The organism is Streptomyces gilvosporeus, assembly GCF_002082195.1.
GTDB classification, from domain to species: domain Bacteria; phylum Actinomycetota; class Actinomycetes; order Streptomycetales; family Streptomycetaceae; genus Streptomyces; species Streptomyces gilvosporeus.
The window spans coordinates 5,855,213-5,878,707 of the sequence record NZ_CP020569.1; the positions used below are offsets into that span (position 1 = coordinate 5,855,213).

General features: G+C 70.8%; 24 protein-coding genes and 1 pseudogene. 13 read left to right on the forward strand and 12 right to left on the reverse strand.

The window, feature by feature from the left end; translation table 11 throughout:
• Positions 1–71 precede the first annotated feature (71 nt).
• The 3 genes from B1H19_RS26240 to B1H19_RS26250 all read right to left on the reverse strand — a co-directional run bounded on the left by B1H19_RS26240 (position 72) and on the right by B1H19_RS26250 (position 3,864).
• A complete protein-coding gene (locus tag B1H19_RS26240) occupies positions 72–1,520 on the reverse strand; it encodes a class II fumarate hydratase (RefSeq protein ID WP_083107209.1) in 1,449 nt (482 codons plus the stop codon).
• 126 nt (positions 1,521–1,646) lie between these two features.
• A complete protein-coding gene (locus tag B1H19_RS26245) occupies positions 1,647–1,964 on the reverse strand; it encodes a hypothetical protein (protein ID WP_083107210.1) in 318 nt (105 codons plus the stop codon).
• Positions 1,965–2,190: 226 nt separating this feature from the next.
• A complete protein-coding gene (locus B1H19_RS26250) occupies positions 2,191–3,864 on the reverse strand; it encodes a fumarate hydratase (protein ID WP_203237233.1) in 1,674 nt (557 codons plus the stop codon).
• Between the two features lie 176 nt (positions 3,865–4,040).
• On the opposite strand from B1H19_RS26250, the gene B1H19_RS26255 reads away from it, so the two are divergent.
• Both B1H19_RS26255 and B1H19_RS26260 read left to right on the forward strand, forming a co-directional pair.
• Positions 4,041–4,925, forward strand: a complete 885-nt coding sequence (locus B1H19_RS26255) for a DUF1707 SHOCT-like domain-containing protein (protein WP_237289518.1) — start codon at positions 4,041–4,043, stop codon at positions 4,923–4,925.
• A 203-nt stretch (positions 4,926–5,128) separates the two neighbouring features.
• Positions 5,129–5,491 (forward strand): WhiB family transcriptional regulator, encoded by a 363-nt coding sequence (locus B1H19_RS26260; protein ID WP_083107213.1) that lies wholly within the window; start codon positions 5,129–5,131, stop codon positions 5,489–5,491.
• A 159-nt stretch (positions 5,492–5,650) separates the two neighbouring features.
• On the opposite strand, the gene glpX is transcribed toward B1H19_RS26260, so the two are convergent.
• Positions 5,651–6,682, reverse strand: coding sequence for a class II fructose-bisphosphatase (gene glpX, locus B1H19_RS26265; RefSeq protein ID WP_030072377.1), 1,032 nt, complete (start codon positions 6,680–6,682; stop codon positions 5,651–5,653).
• A 204-nt stretch (positions 6,683–6,886) separates the two neighbouring features.
• On the opposite strand from glpX, the gene B1H19_RS26270 reads away from it, so the two are divergent.
• Positions 6,887–7,423, forward strand: coding sequence for a DUF4245 domain-containing protein (locus B1H19_RS26270; RefSeq protein WP_083107214.1), 537 nt, complete (start codon positions 6,887–6,889; stop codon positions 7,421–7,423).
• A gap of 77 nt (positions 7,424–7,500) precedes the next feature.
• On the opposite strand, the gene B1H19_RS26275 is transcribed toward B1H19_RS26270, so the two are convergent.
• The 4 genes from B1H19_RS26275 to B1H19_RS26290 all read right to left on the reverse strand — a co-directional run bounded on the left by B1H19_RS26275 (position 7,501) and on the right by B1H19_RS26290 (position 11,279).
• Entirely contained in the window at positions 7,501–8,094 is a 594-nt protein-coding gene (locus B1H19_RS26275; RefSeq protein ID WP_083107215.1) for a malonic semialdehyde reductase, read from the reverse strand.
• A gap of 154 nt (positions 8,095–8,248) precedes the next feature.
• Entirely contained in the window at positions 8,249–8,551 is a 303-nt protein-coding gene (locus tag B1H19_RS26280) for an exodeoxyribonuclease VII small subunit (RefSeq protein WP_237289519.1), read from the reverse strand.
• Positions 8,552–8,601: 50 nt separating this feature from the next.
• On the reverse strand, positions 8,602–9,810 hold the full coding sequence (xseA, locus tag B1H19_RS26285) for an exodeoxyribonuclease VII large subunit (protein ID WP_203237234.1): 1,209 nt from the start codon (positions 9,808–9,810) through the stop codon (positions 8,602–8,604).
• Positions 9,811–9,914: 104 nt separating this feature from the next.
• Complete coding sequence (locus B1H19_RS26290; RefSeq protein ID WP_083107216.1) at positions 9,915–11,279, reverse strand: APC family permease; 1,365 nt, start codon at positions 11,277–11,279, stop codon at positions 9,915–9,917.
• A gap of 92 nt (positions 11,280–11,371) precedes the next feature.
• Between B1H19_RS26290 and B1H19_RS26295 the strand changes: the two genes are divergently transcribed.
• Together B1H19_RS26295 and ppgK are read left to right on the forward strand one after the other, a co-directional pair.
• Complete coding sequence (locus B1H19_RS26295; RefSeq protein WP_083107217.1) at positions 11,372–12,364, forward strand: 4-hydroxy-3-methylbut-2-enyl diphosphate reductase; 993 nt, start codon at positions 11,372–11,374, stop codon at positions 12,362–12,364.
• A gap of 76 nt (positions 12,365–12,440) precedes the next feature.
• A complete protein-coding gene (gene ppgK, locus B1H19_RS26300) occupies positions 12,441–13,286 on the forward strand; it encodes a polyphosphate--glucose phosphotransferase (RefSeq protein ID WP_083107218.1) in 846 nt (281 codons plus the stop codon).
• Between the two features lie 61 nt (positions 13,287–13,347).
• Here the strand turns inward: ppgK and B1H19_RS40645 are convergent.
• Positions 13,348–13,638: pseudogene (locus B1H19_RS40645) on the reverse strand (DUF6542 domain-containing protein); the annotation flags it as partial.
• Between the two features lie 847 nt (positions 13,639–14,485).
• Here B1H19_RS40645 and ychF point away from each other — a divergent pair.
• Positions 14,486–15,574, forward strand: a complete 1,089-nt coding sequence (ychF, locus tag B1H19_RS26310; RefSeq protein ID WP_083107219.1) for a redox-regulated ATPase YchF — start codon at positions 14,486–14,488, stop codon at positions 15,572–15,574.
• A 151-nt stretch (positions 15,575–15,725) separates the two neighbouring features.
• Here ychF and B1H19_RS26315 read toward each other — a convergent pair whose 3' ends face one another.
• Together B1H19_RS26315 and B1H19_RS26320 are read right to left on the reverse strand one after the other, a co-directional pair.
• The gene (locus B1H19_RS26315) at positions 15,726–15,989 is read right to left on the reverse strand and encodes a type II toxin-antitoxin system RelE family toxin (RefSeq protein WP_083107220.1); all 264 of its coding nucleotides are present in this window, start codon (positions 15,987–15,989) and stop codon (positions 15,726–15,728) included.
• A complete protein-coding gene (locus tag B1H19_RS26320) occupies positions 15,982–16,248 on the reverse strand; it encodes a type II toxin-antitoxin system Phd/YefM family antitoxin (RefSeq protein ID WP_030064338.1) in 267 nt (88 codons plus the stop codon). The genes B1H19_RS26315 and B1H19_RS26320 overlap by 8 nt, the downstream gene beginning before the upstream one ends.
• Before the next feature lie 184 nt (positions 16,249–16,432).
• Between B1H19_RS26320 and B1H19_RS38865 the strand changes: the two genes are divergently transcribed.
• The gene (locus tag B1H19_RS38865) at positions 16,433–16,600 is read left to right on the forward strand and encodes a hypothetical protein (RefSeq protein ID WP_159028141.1); all 168 of its coding nucleotides are present in this window, start codon (positions 16,433–16,435) and stop codon (positions 16,598–16,600) included.
• Positions 16,601–16,793: 193 nt separating this feature from the next.
• Complete coding sequence (locus B1H19_RS26325; protein WP_237289520.1) at positions 16,794–17,822, forward strand: alpha/beta hydrolase; 1,029 nt, start codon at positions 16,794–16,796, stop codon at positions 17,820–17,822.
• Between the two features lie 112 nt (positions 17,823–17,934).
• On the opposite strand, the gene B1H19_RS26330 is transcribed toward B1H19_RS26325, so the two are convergent.
• Positions 17,935–18,720 (reverse strand): PIG-L deacetylase family protein, encoded by a 786-nt coding sequence (locus tag B1H19_RS26330; RefSeq protein ID WP_083107222.1) that lies wholly within the window; start codon positions 18,718–18,720, stop codon positions 17,935–17,937.
• Positions 18,721–19,022: 302 nt separating this feature from the next.
• Between B1H19_RS26330 and B1H19_RS26335 the strand changes: the two genes are divergently transcribed.
• The 5 genes from B1H19_RS26335 (at position 19,023) to B1H19_RS26355 (ending at position 23,464) form a co-directional block, all read left to right on the forward strand.
• Positions 19,023–19,775: a GntR family transcriptional regulator gene (locus tag B1H19_RS26335; protein WP_083107223.1), complete on the forward strand. Its 753-nt coding sequence runs from the start codon at positions 19,023–19,025 to the stop codon at positions 19,773–19,775.
• A 326-nt stretch (positions 19,776–20,101) separates the two neighbouring features.
• On the forward strand, positions 20,102–21,790 hold the full coding sequence (locus B1H19_RS26340; RefSeq protein ID WP_083107224.1) for an APC family permease: 1,689 nt from the start codon (positions 20,102–20,104) through the stop codon (positions 21,788–21,790).
• Between the two features lie 224 nt (positions 21,791–22,014).
• Positions 22,015–22,194 (forward strand): SPOR domain-containing protein, encoded by a 180-nt coding sequence (locus tag B1H19_RS26345; protein ID WP_083107225.1) that lies wholly within the window; start codon positions 22,015–22,017, stop codon positions 22,192–22,194.
• 50 nt (positions 22,195–22,244) lie between these two features.
• Complete coding sequence (locus tag B1H19_RS26350; protein WP_203237235.1) at positions 22,245–22,670, forward strand: (deoxy)nucleoside triphosphate pyrophosphohydrolase; 426 nt, start codon at positions 22,245–22,247, stop codon at positions 22,668–22,670.
• 332 nt (positions 22,671–23,002) lie between these two features.
• Positions 23,003–23,464, forward strand: a complete 462-nt coding sequence (locus tag B1H19_RS26355; RefSeq protein WP_083107227.1) for an ATP-binding protein — start codon at positions 23,003–23,005, stop codon at positions 23,462–23,464.
• The last annotated feature ends 31 nt before the right edge of the window (positions 23,465–23,495 follow it).

Sequence of the window (23,495 nt, forward strand, 5' to 3'; positions counted from 1 at the left end):
GCCGTGATGTGAGCCGCACCGCATGTGACGGATGGGGAGGAGGCGGTGCGGCGGAGGGAGCCGGGGTGCGGCTACGGGTGCGTCATCCGCAGCACATCCAGCGCCGCATCCAGCTGCTCCTCGCTCAGCACCCCCCGCTCCACATATCCCTCCTCGATCACGACCTGGCGAATCGTCTTCCGTTCGGCGAGGGATTTCTTCGCGACCTTCGCCGCCTCCTCGTAGCCGAGGTACTTGTTGAGCGGCGTGACCACCGACGGCGACGACTCCGCATACTCCCGGGCCCGTTCCGTATGGGCCGTGATCCCGTCCACCGTCCGGTCCGCGAGCAGACGCGCCACATTCGCCAGCAGCCGCACCGACTCCAGTACATTCCGAGCCATCACCGGAAGCATCACATTCAGCTCGAAATTGCCGGCCGCGCCCGCCGCCGCCACCGTCGCGTCATTGCCGGTGACCTGGGCCGCCACCATCAGGACCGCCTCGGGAATCACCGGATTCACCTTCCCCGGCATGATCGACGACCCCGGCTGCAAATCCGGCAGCGCAATCTCCGCCAGCCCCGTCCGCGGACCCGACGCCATCCACCGCAGATCGTTGGCGATTTTCGTCAGACCGACCCCGATGGTCCGCAGCTGCCCGCTGATCTCGACGATGCCGTCCCGGGCGCCCTGCGCCTCGAAGTGATTACGCGCCTCCGTCAGCGGAAGCCCCGTGGCCAGCGCCACCTCCGCGAGCACCGCGACCGAGAATCCCGGCGGGGTGTTGATCCCCGTCCCCACCGCCGTACCGCCCAGCGGCAGCTCCGCCAGCCGCGGCAAGGACGCCCGCAGCCGCTCGACCCCGTACCGGACCTGCGCCGCATACCCGCCGAATTCCTGCCCCAGCGTCACCGGCGTGGCATCCATCAAATGCGTCCGGCCCGCCTTCACCACCTTCTCGAACTCCACCGACTTGCGCTCCAGCGCCACCGCCAGATGCTCCAGCGCCGGAATCAGATCGCGCAGCACGGCCGCCGTCGCGGCAATGTGAATCGACGACGGAAACACATCGTTCGACGACTGGCTGGCATTGACGTGATCGTTGGGATGCACTTCCCGGCCGCCGCCCAGCCGTTCGGTCGCCAGCGTCGCGATGACCTCGTTGGCATTCATGTTGGACGACGTCCCCGACCCGGTCTGGAACACATCGACGGGGAAATGCGCGTCCCAGCGCCCCGCCGCCACCTCCGCGGCCGCCTCCTGAATGGCCGCCGCAATGTCCGCGTCGAGCACTCCGAGCTCGGCATTCACCTTCGCCGCCGCCGCCTTGATCCGCGCCAGCGCCTCGATATGCGCCCGCTCCAGCCGCTGCCCCGAAATCGGGAAGTTCTCCACCGCCCGCTGCGTCTGCGCCCGCCATTTCGCCCGCGCGGGCACCCGGACCTCACCCATGGAGTCGTGCTCGATACGGAATCCCTCGGCCTCGCCGAACGCGTCGCCCTCGCCGCCGAACCCGTCGTGTGCCCTGTTTTCGCTCATACCTGTTTCAGTACCCGAGCCCGCGATTCTGTTCCCGGATACGGGTACCGGCTCGCCGATCGGCGCACGGACGGGGGAGGGCCCGGCTCCTGGGAGGAGCCGGGCCCTCATGTCACCGGGGCGGCGTCACTGCCCCGTGCAACTGTCGAACAGATCCTTGAACTTTGCGGCCTGCTGGTACTCGTCCTGCGCCATCGCGTAGTACCGGGCGACCTTGGCCCGGTCCGGGGAGGACTTGGCCGCTTCCGCCTTGCCCAGCGCCGTGTACTCGTCCCCGGCCTGCTGGTGCTTGGCCGCCTGCGTGGCGTAGTCGTCGCAGTTACGGCCGCTCGCCGCAGCATTACCGACGGGTGCGGCACTGGCCGGAGCGACCCCGGCGAAGGAGATACCGGCGACGGCCACCGCGGTGACGGCCATGGCCAGCGAGCGCTTCATCGTGCGCATGGTTCGCATTCCCCCATGAAAATGGTCATGAACAGAGGTGCCGATGCGGCCTGGCACAGGTCACGTGCCATGCCGTCGAACACTCCAACGATCACGAAGACGCGGGAAACGGCGCCCGGGGTTCCCGATCTGACGTCCCGCCGGGTGACGAACAGTCATATACGAACAGCCACCCCCCACTTGCTGTGGAAGGTGGCCGTTCGCCCTACGGACAAGTGGAGGCGGATCAGTTCGCCGTACGCACCGGAATGCTCGTGAACGTCGGCGCCGGCGCCGGGTCCTGGAAGAAGTCGTTGCCCTTGTCGTCGACGACGATGAAGGCCGGGAAGTCCTCGACCTCGATCTTCCAGACGGCCTCCATGCCGAGCTCCTCGTACTCCAGGACCTCGACCTTCTTGATGCAGTCCTGGGCCAGGCGGGCGGCCGGGCCGCCGATGGAGCCCAGGTAGAAGCCGCCGTGCGCGGCGCAGGCGTCGGTGACCTGCTGGGAGCGGTTGCCCTTGGCCAGCATGATCTTGGAGCCGCCGGCCGCCTGGAACTGCTCGACGTAGGCGTCCATCCGGCCCGCGGTCGTCGGACCGAAGGAGCCGGAGGCGTAGCCCTCGGGGGTCTTGGCGGGGCCCGCGTAGTACACCGGGTGGTTCTTGAGGTACTCCGGCATCTCCTCGCCCGCGTCCAGCCGCTCCTTGATCTTCGCGTGCGCGATGTCGCGGGCGACGACCAGCGTGCCGGTGAGCGAGAGCCGGGTCTTGACCGGGTGGTGGGTCAGCTCGGCGAGGACATCGGCCATGGGGCGGTTGAGGTCGATGCGTACGGCATCGAGATCGGGGCCCGCGCCCTCGGTCAGCTCCTCGTCCGTCGTCTCCGGCAGGAAGCGCGCCGGGTCGGTCTCCAGCTGCTCCAGGAAGACGCCCTCGGCGGTGATCTTCGCGACGGCCTGGCGGTCGGCGGAGCAGGAGACGGCGATGGCGACCGGGCAGGACGCGCCGTGGCGGGGGAGGCGGACGACGCGGACGTCGTGGCAGAAGTACTTGCCGCCGAACTGGGCGCCGATGCCGATCTTCTGCGTCAGCTCGAAGACCTTCTCCTCCAGCTCCTTGTCACGGAAGCCGTGGCCGGTCGGCGAGCCCTCGGCCGGCAGCTCGTCCAGGTAGTGCGCGGAGGCGTACTTGGCGGTCTTGAGGGCGTACTCGGCCGAGGTGCCGCCGACGACGATTGCGAGGTGGTACGGCGGGCAGGCCGCCGTGCCCAGCGAGCGGATCTTCTGCTCCAGGAACTTCATCATGGAGGCCTCGTTGAGGACCGCCTTGGTCTCCTGGAAGAGGAACGACTTGTTGGCGCTGCCGCCGCCCTTGGCCATGAACAGGAACTTGTACGCGTCCCCGTCGTTGGCGTAGAGCTCGATCTGCGCGGGGAGGTTGGAGCCGGTGTTCTTCTCTTCCCACATGGTCAGCGGGGCCATCTGCGAATAGCGCAGATTCAGCTGTGTGTACGCGTCGTAGATGCCGCGCGACAGGGCTTCCTCGTCCCTGCCCTGCGTGAGCACGTTCTGCCCGCGCTTGCCCATCACGATGGCCGTACCGGTGTCCTGGCACATGGGAAGGACGCCCGCCGCGGCGATATTGGCGTTCTTGAGCAGGTCGAGCGCGACGAAGCGGTCGTTGGCGCTGGCCTCGGGGTCGTCCAGGATCTTGCGGAGCTGGGCGAGGTGCGTCGGGCGCAGATAGTGCGAAATGTCGTGCATCGCCTCGGCGGCCAGTGTGCGCAGCGCCTCCGGCTCGACCTTGAGGAACGTCCGGCCGTCGGCCTCGAAGGTGCTCACACCCTCCGAAGTGACCAGGCGGTAGGGGGTGTTGTCCTCGCCGGTGGGCAGTAGGTCGGTGTAGGCGAATTCCGGCATTTCGGGATAATTCCTTACTCGGAGGGGTCCGGCTGGCATCTACGGCAGCGCCCCAACAGCGTAGAACCCCGGTGCGCGGGGGTGGTTGTGAGGTAGGGCTCAGTCGCCGCAGGGCGGCTCCGTTCGAATTGCGCAAAAGGTAGTCGCGATCTATCGCGTTTCGCTACGCTGCCTAGGTGGACGCACAGGATGACGCAGCAGACGACAGGGGCTCACGGCCCGCCGAGCCGGTGAAGCTGACCAAGCCCGCCCCGGCGGCCAAGCCTGCCCCCGCCCCGACCGCCGACGCGGACATCCGGGCCTCCGACGCGGACCGCGACCGGGTCGCGGCGATCCTGCGCGAGGCGCTGGCCGAGGGCCGGCTGGACCCGGAGGAGCACGCCGAGCGGATCGACGTGGTCTACCGCGCCAAGACCATGGGCGAGCTGGAGCCCGTCCTGCGGGATCTGCCCGCGCCGGCCGACGGTGCCCGTACGGCGCCCGCGGAGGGCGCGTACGAGTACGGGCCCGCCGCCCCCATACCGGACCAGAACCTGGTGGCGATCTTCAGCGCCTCGACCCGCAAGGGCCGGTGGCGGGTCCCCGCGCGGATCAATGCCGTCGCGATCTTCGGCAGTGTCGAGATCGATCTGACCGAGGCGGTCTTTCCGCAGCAGCAGGTGACCATCAATGCCACCTCCCTGTTCGGCAGTGTGGAGATCCGCGTTCCGGAGAATGTGACGCTGCGCAGCAGCGGCTCCGGCGTGCTGGGCTCCTTCGAGATCGAGACGCACGAGGCGGACGACGACAGCGCCCCGCAGGTGCAGGTCAACGGCTATGCGGTGCTGGGGAGCGTGGAGGCCAGGCCGAAGCGGGGCGCCTGGATCCGGGATCTGCGCGACCGGCTGCGCGAGGACCGGCTGGACCGCCACGAGCGGTTCTCGGGCGACCGGCGCGAGAAGTACGAGCGGCATATCGAGGAGCGGCTGGAGCGGCACGGCCGGATGCTGGAGGAGCGGCTGGAGCGCCACGAGCGGCGGCGGGCCGAGCGGCGCGAGCGCCGGGAGGGCCGGTTCCGCTAGGGCGCCGCCCGACGGGCCGCGTGGGACCCGCGCGCCCGCTCTGCTTTTCTGCTTTCCGCACGATCGCCACGGTGTGCATAAGAGTGCGTACAGCGGGTAGGGCTGGTGCATCGTCTCTCGTACGGCTGCGGGGTGCGAAAAGCCGTGCGCAGCGAGGCGGGCAAGGGTGAATTCTTCGCCGAAGCCGTCGTCAGGAGTAGACCGTGCTGCTACCGCATCAGCCCCTGCAGGATGCCGTTGTCGTTCCGCCCCAGCGAGTGCCCGCTGCTCGCGATGAGGCCGGTCCCTGGCATGCGGAGGCGGTGTGCCGCCGGGATGAAGCCGGGCTGTTCTTCGCCCCGTCCAAGGAACCGACCGCCGCGCGGCTGGCCAGGGAGGAGGCCGCGAAGCGGGTCTGCGCCCGCTGTCCCGTGATGGTCGAGTGCCGGGAGCACGCACTGCTCCAGCCGGAGCCGTACGGCGTCTGGGGCGGGCTGACGGCCGCCGAGCGACGGGTCGTCCTGGCCCGTCGGCGGCGCCGGGAGGCCGATCTCCAGCGCGCGGCCCGGATGCCCGCGGCGGGCTGAGCCCGCGGCAGGCACGACCGGCACGGGATGAGCGGCTTCGGCTCGTAGGCAGGGACCCGTACGCGTACCCGTAACGCCCGCAACACCCGGGTATCCGTACGCACTTCGCCCCCGCCGGAGGATCCTTCGGGATCTCCGGCGGGGGCGAAGCGTTGGGTGTCAGCTGGGGCGCTCGAAGTCGACCGAGCTGTACGCGCGCAGCTTCGCCAGGCGGTGCTGGGAGTCGATCTGGCGGATGGTGCCGGACTTGGAGCGCATCACCAGGGACTGGGTGTAGGCGGTCTCGGCGCGGTAGCGGACGCCGCGCAGCAGCTCGCCGTCGGTGATGCCGGTGGCGACGAAGAAGACGTTGTCGCCGCGGACCAGGTCGTCGATGTGGAGGACCTTGTCGAGGTCGTGACCGGCGTCCAGCGCGCGCTGCCGCTCCTCGTCGTCCTTGGGCCACAGCTTGCCCTGGAACGAACCGCCCAGACACTTCAGGGCGCAGGCCGCGATGATGCCCTCGGGCGTACCGCCGATGCCGAGCAGCAGATCGACGCCGGTGCCCTCGCGGGCCGCCATGATCGCGCCGGCGACATCGCCGTCGGCGATGAACTTGATCCGGGCGCCGGCCTCGCGGACCTCCTTGACCAGGCCGTCGTGGCGCGGCCGGTCCAGGATCACGACGGTGACGTCCTCGACCGCGGACTTCTTCGCCTTGGCGATCCGCTTGATGTTCACCGCCACCGGGGCCGTGATGTCGACGAAGTCCGCCGCCTCCGGGCCGGTGGCGAGCTTGTCCATGTAGAAGACCGCGGACGGGTCGAACATCGAGCCGCGCTCGGCGACCGCCATCACGGAGACCGCGTTGGCCATGCCCTTGGCGGTCAGCGTCGTCCCGTCCACCGGGTCCACGGCCACATCGCACTCCGGACCGGTGCCGTCGCCGACCCGCTCGCCGTTGTAGAGCATCGGGGCGTTGTCCTTCTCGCCCTCCCCGATCACCACGACGCCGTTCATCGAGACGGTGTGGATCAGGGCGCGCATGGCCTTGACCGCCGCGCCGTCCGCGCCGTTCTTGTCACCTCGGCCCACCCAGCGGCCCGACGCCATGGCTCCGGCCTCGGTGACCCGGACGAGTTCCAGGGCGAGGTTGCGGTCCGGGGCCTCGGGGCTGACCTCGAGTTGGGACGGGAGATGATGCTCGGTCATCGAGCGCACCTTTCTGTACGGCGACGGCCGTGAAGGATGAGGGTGATACCGACCTTATCCGTAGGTCGCCAAAATGAGCAGAGGGCCCTACGCATGAGCGGCGTCAGGATCGCCCGCCGCCCCGTGTTTGCGCTGGTCGTGGCCGAGATCGGGGGGCCTGTTCGGATGGTTTCGGCCATGGGGGACGATAGGGAGGTGGCAGGTATGCGAGGCAGGCAAACGGTGCGGGACATGGTCCTGTCGCTGGCGGTGATCGGCGTCGTGGTGGCGGCGGTGTATTTCTTCATCCCGCACGACGACAGCCAGAGCGCCCAGCAGAACGCGGTCAAGACGGTCGACTACCGGGTCGAGGTCGCCACCGCCCGGCGGGCCGCGCCCTACGCGGTCGCCGCTCCCGAGGGTCTGCCGAAGACCTGGCGCGCCACCTCCGTCTCGTACCGCGCGAGCGAGGACGGCAAGGGCGGCGCCTGGCATCTGGGCATGCTGGACCCGGAGCAGCAGTACGCGTCCATCGAGCAGAGCGATGCGCCCGCGCGCAAGTTCATCCAGGACGTCACGCTGGGTGCGAGCAAGGTCCAGGGCGAGCAGGCCGTCGGCAGCAAGAAGTGGGACCGGTACCAGGGGGACACCTACCGCGCCCTGGTGCGCACGGAGCCCGGTGTGACCACGGTGATCACGGGGACCGCGCCGTACGGGCGGCTGGCGGATCTGGCCGCCGCCCTGGTGGCGAAGAAGGGCTGAGCGCCGGCGGAGCGCATCACGACGAGGCCGCCGCACCGGGAGGGTGCGGCGGCCTCGTCGTCGGCCGGGTGCCCGGCTCAGACCGTGGCGGCGGCCTCGTCGAAGGTCAGGCGCGGGGAGCGCGGGTAGAAGGCGTCGGCGCCCGGCTTGCCGACGTTGACGACCAGGAAGGACTTCTGCTTGCCGTCGCCGAAGAACTCCTTGTCGATGCCGGTGAAGTCGAAGCCGGTCATCGGGCCGGCGGCCAGGCCGGCGGCGCGGATGCCGACGATGAGGTAACCGGCCTGGAGGGTGGCGTTCTGCGTGCCCGCGGCCTCGCGGGCGGCGGCCTCGGAGAAGAAGGCGTCCTTGACCCCGGGCATGGCCGGGAAGAGGTGCGGCAGCTTCTCGTGGAAGTCCAGGTCGACGGAGAGGACCAGGGTGAGCGGCGCGGTCAGCGTCTTGGGGCCGTTGGCGCCCATGGCGTGGGTGACCAGGCGCTTGCGGGCCTCCTCGGAACGGACCAGGGTGAGCCGCAGCGGCGACTGGTTGAACGCGGTCGGGGCGTACTTCACCAGGTCGTAGATCGCCTGGACCTGCTCGTCGGTGACCGGCTCGTCCGTGAACGTGTTGGCGGTCTGGGCCTCGCGGAACAGGAGGTCCTGAGCGGCGGCGTCAAGGGCGAGAGTCATAAGGGCACCTCGGTTGAATCGGTCGGTGGGGTGTCGGGTCGACGCATACCACCGTAAGGGAGATGTGTTAACTTTCAACTAAATCCGGGGCGGTTGTGAGCGGGATCACATGGGGTGCCCGGTGGGATCGCGCCGGACGTGGCGCCGGTCCGGCTCAGGACTCCCCGGACTCCTCCGCCAGCGCCGCGTCCAGCCGGGCCCGCGCACCCTCCAGCCAGTGGCGGCAGACCTTGGCCAGCTCCTCGCCGCGCTCCCACAGCGCCAGCGACTCCTCCAGCGTGGTGCCGCCCGCCTCCAGGCTGCGGACGACCTCGATCAGCTCGTCCCGCGCCTGCTCGTAGCCGAGGACGGACTCCACCCCGGGCCCGGCCGCGGCCGCCTGCCCGGCGTCCGCCGCGCCGCCCGCCGCGCCGCCCGTGCTGCCGTCCGTCATGTCCTCGGTCTTCGCCTTCGCCATGTCTTCCTCGTTCTCCCACCCTATGAGTCGTGATGTGGCACCGGACGGGGCTACGCCTCCACCCGGACCCCGAAGTCGCCCTCGGCCACCCGGGCCCGCAGCGCCTCGTCTGCGGCCACCTCGTCCGGTGAGCGCACGGCCGTCCCGTCGGCCCGCTGGAGCACCGCATAGCCGCGCTCCAGCGTCGCCTTGGGGGAGAGGGCGACCACCCGGGCCAGGGTGTGCGTCAGCTCCGAGTCGGCGCGGTCCAGCAGATGGCCGAGGGTGCGCCGACCGCGCTCCAGGAGGGCGGTGATCTGCTCCTCGCGCTCCTCCACCATCCGGTGCGGCCGCTCTATACAGGGCCGGTGCAGCGCCGCCGCCAGCCCCCGCTCCTCCCGTTCGACGAAACCGACGACCGCGCGCCGGGCCCGCTCCCGCAGCTGGCGCACGCGGGTGAGCTCCTCGCCCACGTCCGGGACGACCTTCTTCGCCGCGTCCGTGGGAGTGGAGGCCCGCAGATCGGCGACCAGGTCCAGCAGCGGGCTGTCCGGCTCATGGCCGATGGCGGAGACGACCGGGGTGCGGGCCGCGCTCACGGCCCGTACGAGCTGCTCGTCGGAGAACGGCAGCAGATCCTCCACGCTGCCGCCGCCCCGCGCCACGATGATCACGTCCACCTCGGGCAGCGCATCGAGCTCCCGGACCGCCTCGATCACCTTCGGCACGGCATGCACGCCCTGGACGGGGACGTTGCGCACCTCGAAGCGGACGGCGGGCCAGCGGTGCCGGGCGTTCTCCAGGACGTCGCGCTCGGCGGCGCTGGCCCGGCCGCAGACCAGCCCGATCAGCTGCGGGAGGAAGGGCAGCGGCCGCTTGCGGTCGGCCGCGAACAGGCCCTCCGCGGCCAGCGACTTCTTCAACTGCTCCAGCCGGGCGAGGAGTTCGCCGACCCCGACCGGTCTGATCTCGGCGGCCCGCAGCGACAGCTGGCCCCTCGGCGCGTACCACTCCGGTTTGGCATGCACCACCACCCGGGCGCCCTCGCTGATGACATCGGCCACCTTGTCGAAGACCTGGCGGTAGCACGTCACGCTCAGCGAGATGTCGTACGAGGGGTCGCGCAGCGTCAGGAACACCACCCCCGCGCCGGGCCGCCGCGAGAGCTGGGTGATCTGACCCTCGACCCAGACGGCGCCGAGGCGGTCGATCCACCCGCCGATGAGCCGGGAGATCTCGCCGACGGGCATCGGCGCTTCCGCAGACGTTGAGACAGCCATACGAGCGAGAGTAGCGGCGGCCACTGACAGCGCCCCCGTCCGCGGCCGCCGAGGACCGCCCCTCCCCGTCAGGCCCGCCGTCCGACCGCCCGCCGCCGGGCCCCCTACCGCATCACCAGCACCATCAGCCCCACCCCCAGCCACACCCCGCCCACGGTCTGCGCCGTCGCCGATGCCTCGACGATCACCGCGAGCACCACCGCCAGGCCCAGCAGCGGCACCACCACATGCCGCAGCACGCTCGGCTTCCCCGCCCGTCCCCGCACCGCGAACCAGCCGATCACCGACGCGTGCAGCAGCGCGAACGCGGTCAGCGCGCCCACGTTCACGATCGAGGACAGCTGATCGAGCCCGTCGGGTCGGCGCGCCGCCCACACCGCCGCCACCAGCGTCACCAGGGCCGCCCCGAGCAGCGCCCGGCGCGGCACCCCGCTGCCCGCGTCCACCTTCGACATCGCCCCCGGCAGCCGCCGGTCCCGGGCCATCGCGAACAGCAGCCGGCCCGCCGCGGCCTGCCCCGCCAGCGCCGCGAACGCCGCACCGACCGCCTTGCTCACCGCCACCAGATCGTGCAGCCAGCCGCCGACCGCCGCATCGACGGTGGCGTAGAAGGCCGCGCCCTGCTCACCCGGCTCCGCCGCCAGCCGGGCGGCGGACATCGGAGCCAGCAGCGCCGCCAGATAGGTCTGGACGGCGAAGAGCACCCCGGCCACCACCAGACACGTGAGCACCGCCCGCGCCACCCGTTTCGGTCCTCCGGCCGCCTCCTCCGCGAACGACGCGATCGCATCGAAGCCCAGATAGGACAGCACCGCCACGGACACCGCCGACAGCACCGCGGTCACGGAGAACCCGCCCTCGCCCGTGAACGGCACCGCCCAGCCACGCTGCGCACCGTGCACGGCCAGCTCCACCACGGCCGCCCCCACGAACACCGCCAGCACCGCGATCTCCAGCGCCAGCACCGCGAACCCGACGACCGCCGCGACCCGTACCCCCCACAGGTTCAGCAGCGTCGTCACCGCCACCGCCAGCGCCGTCCACGCCCACTGGGGCACCGCCGGCACCAGGGCATGCATCGCGATCCCGGAGAAGAGATACGCCACCGCCGGGATCAGCAGATAGTCCAGCATCGCCATCCACCCGGCGACGAACCCCGCGCCCTCGCCCAGCCCCACCCGGGCATACGTGTAGACCGACCCGGCCCGCGGCGCGACCTGCACCATCAGGGCGTAGGAGTACGCGGTGAACGTCATCGCGACGGTGGCCACCAGATAGACGACGGTGATCGCACCGTGCGAGGCGGCCTGGAGCGTGCCGAAGATCCCCACCGGCGCCATCGGGGCGATGAACAGCAGTCCGTAGACGATCAGATCCCGGAACGTCAGCGTCCGCCGCAGGCCCCCGCCCGCCGGGCCGGTGCTCCCGCCCGCCTCGTCGCCCGCGGTGCGGCCGGTCGCCCCCTGCATCCGTCCTCCTCGGCACGTCTTCGTAGGCCCTTGCCCAGTGTGGGCCCCCGGGGCGATCCGACGTCGGCGGCGCACGCCCTACGATGGATCCCATGACTTCCCGCCCGTCGCCCGACAACCACCGCAAAGTTCTGCTCGCCGCCCCCCGTGGCTACTGCGCGGGCGTGGACCGCGCCGTGATCGCCGTCGAGAAGGCCCTCGAGCAGTACGGCGCGCCCGTCTACGTACGCCACGAGATCGTGCACAACAAGTACGTCGTCAAGACCCTCGAAAAGAAGGGTGCGATCTTCGTCGACGAGACGGAGGAGGTGCCCGAGGGCAACATCGTCATCTTCTCGGCGCACGGCGTCGCGCCCGTCGTCCACGAAGAGGCCGCCCGCGGCAAGCTCGCCACCATCGACGCCACCTGCCCGCTGGTCACCAAGGTCCACAAGGAAGCCGTCCGGTTCGCCAAGGAGGACTACGACATCCTCCTGATCGGTCACGAGGGCCACGAAGAAGTCATCGGCACCAGCGGCGAGGCGCCCGAGCACATCACCCTGGTCGACGGCCCCGGCGACGTCGCCAACGTCGAGGTCCGCGACCCCGACAAGGTCGTCTGGCTCTCCCAGACCACCCTCTCCGTGGACGAGACCATGGAGACCGTCGACGCCCTCAAGGGCCGCTTCCCCAACCTGCTCTCCCCGCCCAGCGACGACATCTGCTACGCCACCCAGAACCGCCAGACCGCGGTCAAGCAGATGGGCGCCGAGGCCGACCTCGTCATCGTCGTCGGCTCCAAGAACTCCTCGAACTCCGTCCGCCTGGTCGAGGTGGCGCTGGGCGCCGGCGCCCGCGCCGCGCACCTGGTCGACTACGCCGAGGAGATCGACGAGGCGTGGCTGGACGGCGTGGGCACGGTCGGCGTCACCTCCGGCGCCTCCGTCCCCGAGATCCTCGTCCACGGCGTCCTGGACTGGCTCGCCCAGCGCGGCTACGAGGACGTCGAGACGGTCACGGCCGCCGAGGAGTCCATCGCCTTCTCGCTGCCCAAGGAGCTGCGCCGCGATCTGCGGGCCGAGGCGAAGGCCGCCACCGAGGGCTGAGCGCCCCGGGACCGGCACCGGGAGCAGGTAGGCGATTCGAGGGGTGGGCGGCCGCCCGCACGCCTAGCCTTTTCCCATGAGGGTCTTCGGTGTGGACATCGGCGGATCGGGCATCAAGGGTGCCCCGGTGGATCTCGGACGCGGCGATCTGGCCGCCGAGCGCTACAAGGTGCTGACCCCGCACCCGGCCACCCCGGAGGCGGTCGCGGACTGCGTCCAGCAGGTCGTGGACCACTTCGGCTGGTCGGGCCCGGTCGGCGCGACCTTCCCCGGTGTGGTCACCGGCGGTACGACCCGTACCGCCGCCAATGTCGACCAGGGCTGGATCGGCCTGGACGCCGCCGCCCTGCTCACCGGCCGCCTGGGCGCCGGCCGCCCGGTCACCCTCCTCAACGACGCGGACGCGGCCGGACTGGCCGAAATGCGCTACGGCGCCGGACGCGGCCGGCCCGACGGCACGGTCATCGTCCTCACCCTCGGCACCGGTATCGGCAGCGCGGTCTTCACCGGTGGCCGGCTTCTCGCCAACACCGAGCTCGGCCATCTGGAGCTGCACGGCCACGAGGCCGAGAAACGCGCCTCGACCAAGGTCAAGGAAGACCAGGGGCTGAGCTGGCAGCGCTGGGCGCGCCGCGTGCAGAAGTACCTCGCCCATCTGGAGATGCTGTTCTCGCCGGAGCTGTTCGTGATCGGCGGCGGGGTGAGCCGTAAGGCGGAGAAGTTCCTGCCGCTGATCGAGGGCATCAGGGCCGAGATCGTGCCGGCCCGGCTTCAGAACAATGCGGGGATTGTGGGTGCGGCGATGGCCGCCCATGCCGGTCGGGCTGCGGTGCCACCTCGCGCGGACGGTGCCCCTTCCCCCGCCCCACCGGCCCGGACGGTAGTGGACTCACCGGTCGGCTGGCCCGACGCTGCGCGATGAGCATCGCCTTGCGGAACAGCGCCACCAGCGCGCAGATCAGGGTGCCGGCGTAGAGCCAGGGCGCGTCGAGCGCGAGGACCGTGAAGATCCCCATCACCGTCCCGCCGAAGCCGTCCGGCCCGCGCTCGATCGGCAGCGCCCCCAGCGCGAACGCGATCGGCAGCGCGACCGGCGCGGCGATCAGGTCGTACGGCCGCACCCACACCGACGCACACACGCTGACCAGCACGAAGAACACGCCGTAGGGGGTCTGCTCGGAGTCCAGGAGCAGCCGGTCGAGGAAGGCGACGACGAGCAGCGCCACGGTGGCCAGCAGCCAGCATCCGAGACCGGTGAGCATCGGCCGCGGCATCCGCCGCAACAGCCGCGCCACCGGGGCGGGCGGCGGGGGGCGACGGGGACGGACGCGGTAGACGGTGGCGGTTTCTCCCGTGGGGGGAGGGGCCGGGGGAGCCGAGGGCCCGGGGTGAGCGGGAGGTCCGCTGGGGTTGCCGGGTCTGCTTGGGCCGGTGGGGCTGCCGGTACGGCTCGGGCCGTTCTGGCCGCTGGGGCCACGGGTGCTGGGGCCGCTCGGGCTGCCGGTGCCACCGCTGCGGCCGGCGCCACCGCCGGGCCCGCTCTGCCCCGCCCGCCCGCCAGGTCCCGCTTCCGCGGTTCCCGCCGCCTGCGCCGAGTCCGCCGGCCCGGTGGCTTCCGCGGGGCGGGGCAGCCGGGCATCGCGGCCCGCGGCGGGGGCCCGGCGGCCCCGCTGCGGACGGTCCTGATACCTGCGCGCTTTGCGTTGCTCCACTCGCCAACGGTAGGCCGCTAAGTGGGATTAATCGGTCGCAGGACACGCGCTTTGACCGAGCTTGGCGGTCCTTTCACCACCGCCCCGGGCGTGGCGGCGGGACTGCCCCGGGCGTGGCGGCGGGACCACCCCGGGCGTGGCGGCGGGACCGGCCCGGCCGCGTCGGCCCCTGCCGGACGGCGCGCGACGGACGGCGGGCCCTTCCGGTGGCGGACGCGGGCCCGCGGCCCCGCCCCGTAGACTGGTGGATCGGCCCTCCCAGGACCCGTATCCGCTCCAGGACGTCGTCCGACGGGCGCCGTCGTCCCCGTGGACGCCGTCGTCACCTCGTCGTCGCGCCGCCGTCCCACGGACCGGGGCCCGGAGCGGCTGCCCACCCACCACCACCCGCGGAAGTCGAGTCGCCACCGTGTCGCTCACGATCGGAATCGTCGGTCTGCCGAATGTCGGCAAGTCGACCATGTTCAACGCCCTGACCAAGAACGACGTGCTGGCGGCCAACTACCCGTTCGCCACCATCGAGCCCAACGTCGGTGTCGTCGGCGTCCCCGACCCCCGCCTCGCCAAGCTGGCGGAGATCTTCTCCTCCCAGAAGATCCTCCCGGCCACCGTCGACTTCGTCGACATCGCCGGCATCGTCCGCGGCGCCTCCGAGGGCGAGGGCCTGGGCAACAAGTTCCTGGCGAACATCCGCGAGTCCGACGCGATCTGCCAGGTCATCCGCGCCTTCAAGGACGAGAACGTCGTCCACGTCGACGGCAAGGTCTCGCCCAAGGACGACATCGAGACCATCAACACCGAGCTGATCCTGGCCGACCTCCAGACCATCGAGAAGGTGCTGCCGCGCCTGGTCAAGGAGTCCCGGATCAAGAAGGACGTGGCCCCCAAGGTCAAGGCCGTCGAGGAGGCCAAGGCCATCCTGGAGAAGGGCGACACCCTCTTCTCCCAGGGCATCGCCCAGGGCTCCGGCAGGGAGGAGCTCCTGCACGACCTCCACCTCCTGACCACCAAGCCCTTCCTCTACGTCTTCAACGTCGACGAGGACGAACTCACCGACGAGGACTTCAAGAACGAGCAGCGCGCCCTCGTCGCCCCCGCCGAGGCCATCTTCCTCAACGCCAAGCTGGAGGCCGACCTCGCCGAGCTGGACGAGGACGAGGCCCTCGAACTCCTCCAGTCCGTCGGCCAGGACGAGCCCGGCCTCGCCACCCTCGCCCACGTCGGCTTCGACACCCTCGGCCTCCAGACGTACCTGACGGCCGGCCCCAAGGAAACCCGCGCCTGGACCATCAAGAAGGGCGCCACCGCCCCCGAGGCCGCCGGCGTCATCCACACCGACTTCCAAAAGGGCTTCATCAAGGCCGAGGTCATCTCCTTCGCCGACCTGGTCGAAACCGGCTCGGTAGCCGACGCCCGCGCAGCGGGCAAGGCCCGCATGGAGGGCAAGGAGTATGTGATGCAGGACGGGGATGTGGTGGAGTTCCGCTTCAACGTCTAGTCGAACGGTTCAGAGGGGCCGGGCTCTGGCGAGCCCGGCCCCTCTGCGTTCCTGTGCCGACGTCGTGCCGACTCCTGATTGCGGCGCGGTGGAGTGAGCCGGTCGAGATCCAGGCTGTCCCAGTACCCCAGTACGGCCCGGGCTGTCGCGTTCAGGTCTCGTAGACCGCGGAACGGTGGCCGACGTGGACGACCCATACGACCAGTTCGCCGTTGTCGAGGGTGTAGACGACGCGGTAGTCGCCGACTCGCAGGCGGCGGCGGTCCGGCTGGGAGACGAGTGCGGTGGTTTTGAAGCCGTACGGATCCTTTTCCAGCTCCGTCAGCTTCGCCAGGATGCGCAGCGCGGCGTCCCGTGGGATTTTGCGGAGTTCGGCCTGGGCCTCGGGACGGAAGACGGTGCGGTAGTCACTCACTGCGCGCCAGCGTCTCCTTCATGACGTCCTCGATGGGGATACCGGCCGAGCGGTTGGCCATGCGCTCGTCGATGATGCGGTTGATCTCGCGCTCTTCCCACTGCTGGTACTTGCGCAGGACCTCTATCGAGACCACGGCCGCGACTTCCTTGCCGCGCCGGGTGATGACGGTGGGCAGATCGTCGCGGTCGGCCCGCTCGACGACCTCGGCCAGGTGCGCGCGGACGTCGCGGATGGACTCTATGGGCATCTGGGTCATGGGCTCAAGGGTACCGGGTGTGCCAGGTGTACACAACGGGACGGTCGTGCGGGTGGGGGCGGTGAGGGTGCGGGGAGGGGGTGGCGAGGGGTCCGGGTCATCGCGGCTCGGACGAGAAACGACACGGGTCGATACCAAGGGGTGATTCCCTCCTTTGCGCGGGCTCTCTGTGCAGGAATTCCCTTTGTCTTATCTCCGGGGCATTTCCGCTGGCCCGGCGATCGGAAATTCCGAGTGGAAATTCGGATGCAAGGACGGTCTGGTCGCCGTCGTCTACAAGAACGACGAGGGCGAGACTCCGGTGCGCACGGAAATCGGCCCGGTCGATCTGAACAAGGGCACCATGTGCTGAGGCGAGCGGACGCTCCGGGATGGGCCCGCCCAGATGTTCGACGACCCTCGGAAACTCGCCGACTGGGCCGTGCCTCGCCTTCGGGCCGCAGCCCTCGGCGTTTGGGCTTGATCCATTATGACCCGGGCGGGGCGGCGAAATCATCGTTCGTGCAGGGGATTTCGGTCACTTTTTACGGGCCTAGCGTGGACGCATGGCTGAAGAAATGACGGATGAAGCGCTCCAGGAACGGCCCCAGGAAGCGACCCGGGAGGCGAACCAAGAAGCAGCCCAAGAAGCAACCCAAGAAGCAGCCCAAGAAGCGACGGAAGGCTTCTGCCTCGCGGGTGACGGCGTATCGCTGGCCGTACGCGACTACGGCGGCGACGGGCCCACCGTCCTGCTGCTGCACGGGGCGGGGCGGACGCTGGCGGACTGGGCGCCGGTGGCGCCGCTGCTGGCCGGGCGGCATCGGGTCGTGGCGATGGATCTGCGGGCCCACGGGCGGTCGGGGGACGGCGCGGTGCCCTGGACGTTCGAGACGGCGATCGCGGATGCGTCTGCGGTGCTGGACGCCTGCAGGACGGCGATGGCGGACGCCGTGGTCGTCGGGCATTCGATGGGCGGGATGGTGGCCGCGCTGTGTCTGGAGCGGGGCGCGCGGGCGGCGGTGAATCTGGACGGGCACGGGATGGGGCGGCCCGAGCAGTACGCGGGGCTGGACGCCGGGTATGTGACGCAACGGCTCGCCGAGGCACGGAAGTTCGCGGACGAGGCGGGCGGGCGGCCGTTCCCGGCAAGCGCGCTGGACGGGGTGCTCGGCTATCAGGCCGCCATGGCCGAGCAGTTGGGCATCGCGTACGAGCTGCTGGAGGCGGGGGTGCGGCGGTCGCTGGGGGAGACGCCGGACGGGCAGCTGTTCCTGCGGCCGGGGCGCGAACGGGCGCGGGAGGTGCAGGAGGCGATGGCGGGGCTCGATCCGTTCGCGCTCTACCGGCGGGTCACCCGGCCGCTGCTCATCGCCCGCGCCCTGCGGCCGAACCCACCCGTGCCGGGCGTACCGCCCTGGTTCGACACGCTGATGACGGCCTATACGGAGGGCCTGCGACGCGATCTGGACGAACTGGCACGGACGCGGCAGCGGGTGACGGTGGCGGGGGTCGATGCCACCCACGCGATGCTGCTCGAACGGCCCGCCGAGATCGCCGCGTTGGTGACGCGCCTCGTGGCGGCGAGCACCTGACGAAGGGATGAGGGGACGGAAAGCGGCGGGGCGAGGCGGGGGCGCCGCGGCGCATCCCCGCTGCCTCGCCGCGGTGCCCCGGCCACCGCAACCCCGCCCACCGCAACCGCACCTACCGCGGGAACACCTGAAACAGCGTCGCCGGACGCCCCCGATAGCGTTCGCCGCCCATGCGGAGCATCTGCTCGATGAAGGTGCGGGCGTAGGCCACGGGGTCCTGCTCGGGGCCGACGAGGCCCTTGATGTACGCCTCGTGGGCGGCCAGCGAGGCGACCGCGCGCTCGATGCCGGGGCCGACCTCCGCGGCATGCGTGGGGTACGGGGAGCCCGCCACGGCCACCCAGCGCACGCCCGTCCACGGGGCGAGGCCCTGTTCGTCCTTGAGCTCGGGGAAGGTCCAGCGGTTGCCGGCATCGCCCGCCGCGTCCAGGACGGCGCGGCCCACCACCCGGTGGTCGGGGCTGTTCCACTGGACACCGCCCCAGGTGTCGTGGTGGTTGAGGGTGATCAGCAGCTCCGGGCGGTGGCGGCGGATGGCCGCGGCCAGATCGCGGCGCAGCGCCGTACCGCCCTCTATGACGCCGTCGGGGTGGCCGAGGAACTCGACGGTGTCCACCCCCACGAGCGCGGCGCCGGCGCGCTGTTCGGCCTCGCGGAGCGCGGCGCATTTCTCCGGCGCGATCCCGTCGATCCCGGCCTCGCCCCGGGTGGCCAGCAGATAGGTGATCTCCCGCCCGGCCGCGGTCCATTCGGCGATGGCGGCCGCGGCGCCGTATTCGAGGTCGTCGGGGTGGGCGACGACGGCCAGGGCGCGCTGCCAGTTGTCGGGCATGGGGGAGAGCCGGAGCTCCTCGCCCGTACGGAGCGGGACGGGCGGCGAGCCGGGCTCGTCGGGCATGGCGGACCCCTTTCCTCGGATGTCCTCGGAGCGTGCGATCAACGGGTGAGGCGGCCGGGCCGTGAGGTGATCGTGTCATGTCCGGGGGCGCGTGGGCGTGCATTTGGGGAGTGCGGTGCCGGGGATGCGCGAGGTGCGGGTGGTGAGAGGGGCGCGTGCTGCGCGATGTACGGGTGGAGTGGGGCGTTGCAGGCCGGTTGAGCTGCAAGGTGTCGCGGTACGCAAGGCTTTGGCCCTGGGTTGCGATGATGAACACGCGGTTGCCACGCTGTTGCTGACTGTCAAGCTGTTGGGAGGGGCACGTGCCTTTCGGTGAGCAGCCCGCGTACCTCCGCGTCGCAGGCGACCTGCGCCAGAAGATCGTCGACGGATTGCTGCCGCCGCACACCCGCCTTCCCTCCCAGGCCCGTATCCGCGAGGAGTACGGCGTTTCGGACACCGTCGCCCTGGAGGCGCGCAAGGTCCTGATGGCCGAGGGACTGGTCGAGGGCCGCTCGGGATCGGGCACGTACGTACGCGAGCGCCCGGTACCGCGCCGGATCGCCCGCGCAGGCTTCCAGAACGGCTCGTGCACCTCGCCCTTCCGCCAGGAGCAGACCGATGAACGGGTGAAGGGGACCTGGGAGTCCAGCAGCCGCCAGGAGGGCGCCGGTACGGCGGTCGCGGCGCGGCTGCGGATCCCGGCGGGCGGCAGGGTGATGCGGACCCGCTATCTCTTCCGTGCCGAGGGGGAGCCGTCGATGCTCTCCACCTCCTGGGAGCCGCTGGAGGTGACCGGGCGCACGCCCGTGATGCTGCCGGAGGAGGGGCCGCTGGCCGGGCGCGGAGTGGTCGAGCGGATGGCGGCCATCGACGTCGTGGTGGACAACGTCATCGAGGAGGTCGGGGCGCGGCCGGGGCTGGCCGAGGAGGCCATGGCGCTGGGCGGGGTGCCCGGGCATGCCGTGCTGGTCATCTCCCGTACGTACTTCGCCGGCGGCCGACCGGTCGAAACGGCCGATGTGGTCACGCTCGCGGACCGCCACCGGGTCACGTATCACCTGCCGGTGCGGTAGCGGGCCTTCCCGATGTCGGCTGCCGCCTTCCGGCGCCTTCCGGGCGCCTCCTGACGCGTTCCGGACCCGTTCCGGACGCCGCCCTGGCGCCTCCCGTACGCCCGGACAACGGATCCCGTATGCCGCCCCGTGGTCCGCAATACCGCAACCGACCATCCGGTATGCCCGGATTTCACCCGACCCGGGCTCCGTATATCGGTGTTGCAAACCTCACACTGCCTCAACTCACCGGGTCTTTTTACTGCCTTCGGGAACCCGATCTTCGAATTCGCTCTTACGATGGCGAAGTTTGTGCACGGCACGGGGGAAGACCAGGAGACCAGCACGTGACCACGACGAAGACACCGAGTGCGGAGCAGGGCTCGCGCTCGCATTACCGTCGGTCCCTCGGGACCATTGCCCTGACCGCCACTGGTCTCGGGTCCATCATCGGTTCGGGCTGGCTCTTCGGAGCCCAGCGGGCCGCCGCCATCGCCGGACCGGCCGCGATCCTGGCCTGGGTCATCGGAGCGCTCGTGGCGCTCACGATCGCGCTCACCTACTCCGAGCTCGGCGCGATGTTCCCGAAGGCGGGCGGCATGGTCCGCTACGGCCAGTACTCGCACGGCTCGCTCGCCGGCTATCTGGCGGCCTGGGCCAACTGGATCGCCATCGTCTCGGTCATCCCGGGTGAGGCGACCGCCTCCGTCCAGTACATGAGCTCGTGGAAGTTCGGCTGGGCGCAGTCGCTCTACGACGGCAAGGAGCTGACCGGCACCGGCGTCGGGCTCGCCAGCATCCTGCTGATCTTCTACTTCTTCATGAACTGGTTCGCGATCTCGCTGTTCGCGAAGACGAACACCGCGATCACGGTCTTCAAGGTCGTCGTGCCGGTGCTGACCGCCAGCGCCCTGATGTTCGCGCACTTCGACACGCACAACCTCGCGCGCCAGGGCGGCTTCACCCCCAACGGCTGGAGCTCGGTCTTCACCGCCGTCGCCGTCTCCGGCATCGTCTGGGCCTACAACGGCTTCCAGTCCCCGCTGAACCTCGCCGGTGAGGCCCGCAACCCGGGCAAGTCGCTGCCCAAGGCCGTCATCTCCTCGATCATCATCGCGCTGGTGATCTACGTCGCCCTCCAGGTGGCGTTCCTGATGGCGGTGCCCGGCGACAAGCTCGGCGCCCACGGCTGGGCCGGCCTCAACTTCAACTCCCCGCTGGCCGACCTCGCCGTCACCTGGGGCCTGAACTGGCTTGCGCTGCTGCTGTACGCCGACGCCTTCATCTCGCCGTCCGGTACGGGCATGATCTACGCCGCCACCACCTCGCGCATGATCCACGGCGTGCAGGAGAACGGCCATCTGCCCGGCGTCTTCGGCAAGGTCGACAAGAAGACCGGTGTGCCGCGCCCGGCGCTGCTGCTCAACCTCGTGATCGCCTTCCTCTTCCTCGCGGTCTTCCGCGGCTGGGGCTCGCTGGCCGAGATCGTCTCGATCGCCACGGTCATCTCGTACATCACCGGCCCCGTGGCCGTGATGGCGCTGCGCCGGATCTCGCCGGATCTGGTGCGCCCGGTCAAGCTGCGGGCGATGCCGGTCATCGCGCCGATCGCGATGATCTTCGGCTCGCTGGTGCTCTACTGGGGCCGCTGGCCGCTGACCGGCAAGGTCATCCTGCTCATGGCCGCGGGCCTGCCGGTGTGGGCCTGGTACGAGATCGGCAAGCCGCTCACCCAGGGCCGCAAGCCGTGGGCCGAGCTGGCCCCGCACCTGAAGGCCGGCGCCTGGATGGTGGTGTACCTGCTGGTGATGGCCTCCGTTTCGTGGGCCGGCGGCAAGGAGTTCGGCGGCAAGGGCTACATCCCCGAGGGCGTGGACCTCGCCATCGTCGCGGCGCTGGGCCTGGCGTTCTACTACTGGGGCGTGCGCAGCGCCTGGCGCAACCCGACGCTGGTCGCCACCGAGGCGGAGCTCGCCGCCGAGGCCGCCGAGGACGCGGCGGACGGCGACAAGGACAAGGCTCCCGTGGGCGCCTGATTCCGTCCCCGTACATCGCGTACGGCTCCCGTCTCTCACCGGCCACTTGCGGGCCGCTCCCGGTCCCCGGGGGCCCGCGGGTGGCCGGTTCGGTATCTCTTTGTGCCAATTCGAATGCAGTGCGTAAAGGTCGGGCGTACGCTCGGGCATATGCGGATTGCGATTTCGGCATCAGCACAGGAGGGGTGCATGACGGCGCACCATGCGGCGGACGGAGGGGCGCAATGACCGACACTGGGGCCGTACTGCCCTGGCTCGTCATCCGCCAGGACGAAGGCGGCAACCGCTATCGCGTCGGCCGTTATGCCACCCGGGCGGAGGCCGAGCGGGTCGCCGACCGGCTGGACACCAGGGGCCGCCGGCAGCTCTACGTGGTCGAGCGGGTCGACCGGGCGACCACCTGAGGGGACGGGAGCAGGGGCGGGACGACGACGGGGGACGTAGGCTGCGGCGCATGACGACCGTGCGCGTAGTGGTGGGTGCGGCGGTGTGCGACCGCGGGCGGCTGCTGGCCGCGCGGCGCAGCGCACCGCCCGCCCTGGCAGGCCGCTGGGAGCTGCCCGGCGGCAAGGTGGAGGACGGCGAGACGCCCGAGCAGGCGCTGGTGCGTGAGCTGCGCGAGGAGTTGGGTGTCGAGGCGGTGGCGCAGGACCGGATCCCCGGCGAGTGGGTGCTGCGGCCCGGCTTCGTGCTCCAGGTGTGGACGGCCCGGCTGCTGTCCGGTCGGCCGCGCCCGCTCCAGGATCATGACGAGCTGCGCTGGCTACTGCCCTGCGAGGAGCAGCAGGTCGACTGGCTCGATCAGGACCGCCCGGCCGTCGCCGAGGCGATGCGCCGGCTGTCGGCGGTGCCCGTGCAGCAGCGCGGCGCTTTGTCGTAACGGCGCCTGGGCCACGGCCCCGCCCCGGCCTCCCGCGGCGTACGCTGACGCGGTGCGCCCCCCGTTCGGCGTGCGCGACCGCAAACCCGGCGCGCGGCCGCGGCGGCGTATTGGCGGCGGGCGGAGCGTGCGACGATACCCACCGGAACCCATCGGTCCGCTAGCGGTGCCAAGATGCGCCATTTGTGCCACAGTGCACGGTTGAAGGCGATACTTAGGTCGCGATACCGGGTATGTCCTGATTAACCCCGGCAGAGCAGGCGAATGTGCCAGGCGTGCACTCCGCAGCCGTACCGAGCCGGCCCATCGGCGGGGGCCCATCGGCGTGGGAAGTGATCGGCGTGAGCGACACCGCAGCGGCAGGGGCCCCCGAGCCGTCCTCCCCCCACGTCCGCCGACGCGCCCTGGCCTCCGGTTCCCCGATCGCCGAATGGAGCTTTCCCGCCGACCCGGGAGCGGTGCGCACCGCCCGGACCAAGGTCCGTGAAACCCTCGACGACTGGGGCCTGAACGGCGCCGTCGACGTGGCCGTCCTCCTCGTCAGCGAACTGGTCACCAACTCCCTGCGCCATGCCACCGGCCCGATCGGCGTCCGCATGGTGCTGCTCAGCTCCGGCGCGCTCCTCGTCGAGGTCTCCGACCCCCTGCCCGATCCCCCGCGGGAACGCACCGCTGCCCCCGACGACGAAGGCGGCCGCGGACTGCAGCTGGTCGCGTGCAGTTCCAAGCGTTGGGGCACCCGGCGGGGAAAGACTGGCAAGACAGTGTGGTTCGAGCTGTCGGTGGCTGGTTAGGAGACATGTGGAGTCCTGATCGTTGCCATTT

Coding starts and splice junctions, on each gene's coding strand:
- B1H19_RS26240 (WP_083107209.1), bottom strand. CDS start 1,520: ATGAGCGAAAACAGGGCACACGACGGGTTCGGCGGCGAGGGCGACGCG.
- B1H19_RS26245 (WP_083107210.1), bottom strand. CDS start 1,964: ATGCGCACGATGAAGCGCTCGCTGGCCATGGCCGTCACCGCGGTGGCC.
- B1H19_RS26250 (WP_203237233.1), bottom strand. CDS start 3,864: ATGCCGGAATTCGCCTACACCGACCTACTGCCCACCGGCGAGGACAAC.
- glpX (WP_030072377.1), bottom strand. CDS start 6,682: ATGACCGAGCATCATCTCCCGTCCCAACTCGAGGTCAGCCCCGAGGCC.
- B1H19_RS26270 (WP_083107214.1), top strand. CDS start 6,887: ATGCGAGGCAGGCAAACGGTGCGGGACATGGTCCTGTCGCTGGCGGTG.
- B1H19_RS26275 (WP_083107215.1), bottom strand. CDS start 8,094: ATGACTCTCGCCCTTGACGCCGCCGCTCAGGACCTCCTGTTCCGCGAG.
- B1H19_RS26280 (WP_237289519.1), bottom strand. CDS start 8,551: ATGGCGAAGGCGAAGACCGAGGACATGACGGACGGCAGCACGGGCGGC.
- xseA (WP_203237234.1), bottom strand. CDS start 9,810: ATGGCTGTCTCAACGTCTGCGGAAGCGCCGATGCCCGTCGGCGAGATC.
- B1H19_RS26290 (WP_083107216.1), bottom strand. CDS start 11,279: ATGCAGGGGGCGACCGGCCGCACCGCGGGCGACGAGGCGGGCGGGAGC.
- B1H19_RS26295 (WP_083107217.1), top strand. CDS start 11,372: ATGACTTCCCGCCCGTCGCCCGACAACCACCGCAAAGTTCTGCTCGCC.
- ppgK (WP_083107218.1), top strand. CDS start 12,441: ATGAGGGTCTTCGGTGTGGACATCGGCGGATCGGGCATCAAGGGTGCC.
- B1H19_RS26320 (WP_030064338.1), bottom strand. CDS start 16,248: ATGACCCAGATGCCCATAGAGTCCATCCGCGACGTCCGCGCGCACCTG.
- B1H19_RS26325 (WP_237289520.1), top strand. CDS start 16,794: ATGGCTGAAGAAATGACGGATGAAGCGCTCCAGGAACGGCCCCAGGAA.
- B1H19_RS26330 (WP_083107222.1), bottom strand. CDS start 18,720: ATGCCCGACGAGCCCGGCTCGCCGCCCGTCCCGCTCCGTACGGGCGAG.
- B1H19_RS26345 (WP_083107225.1), top strand. CDS start 22,015: ATGACCGACACTGGGGCCGTACTGCCCTGGCTCGTCATCCGCCAGGAC.
- B1H19_RS26350 (WP_203237235.1), top strand. CDS start 22,245: ATGACGACCGTGCGCGTAGTGGTGGGTGCGGCGGTGTGCGACCGCGGG.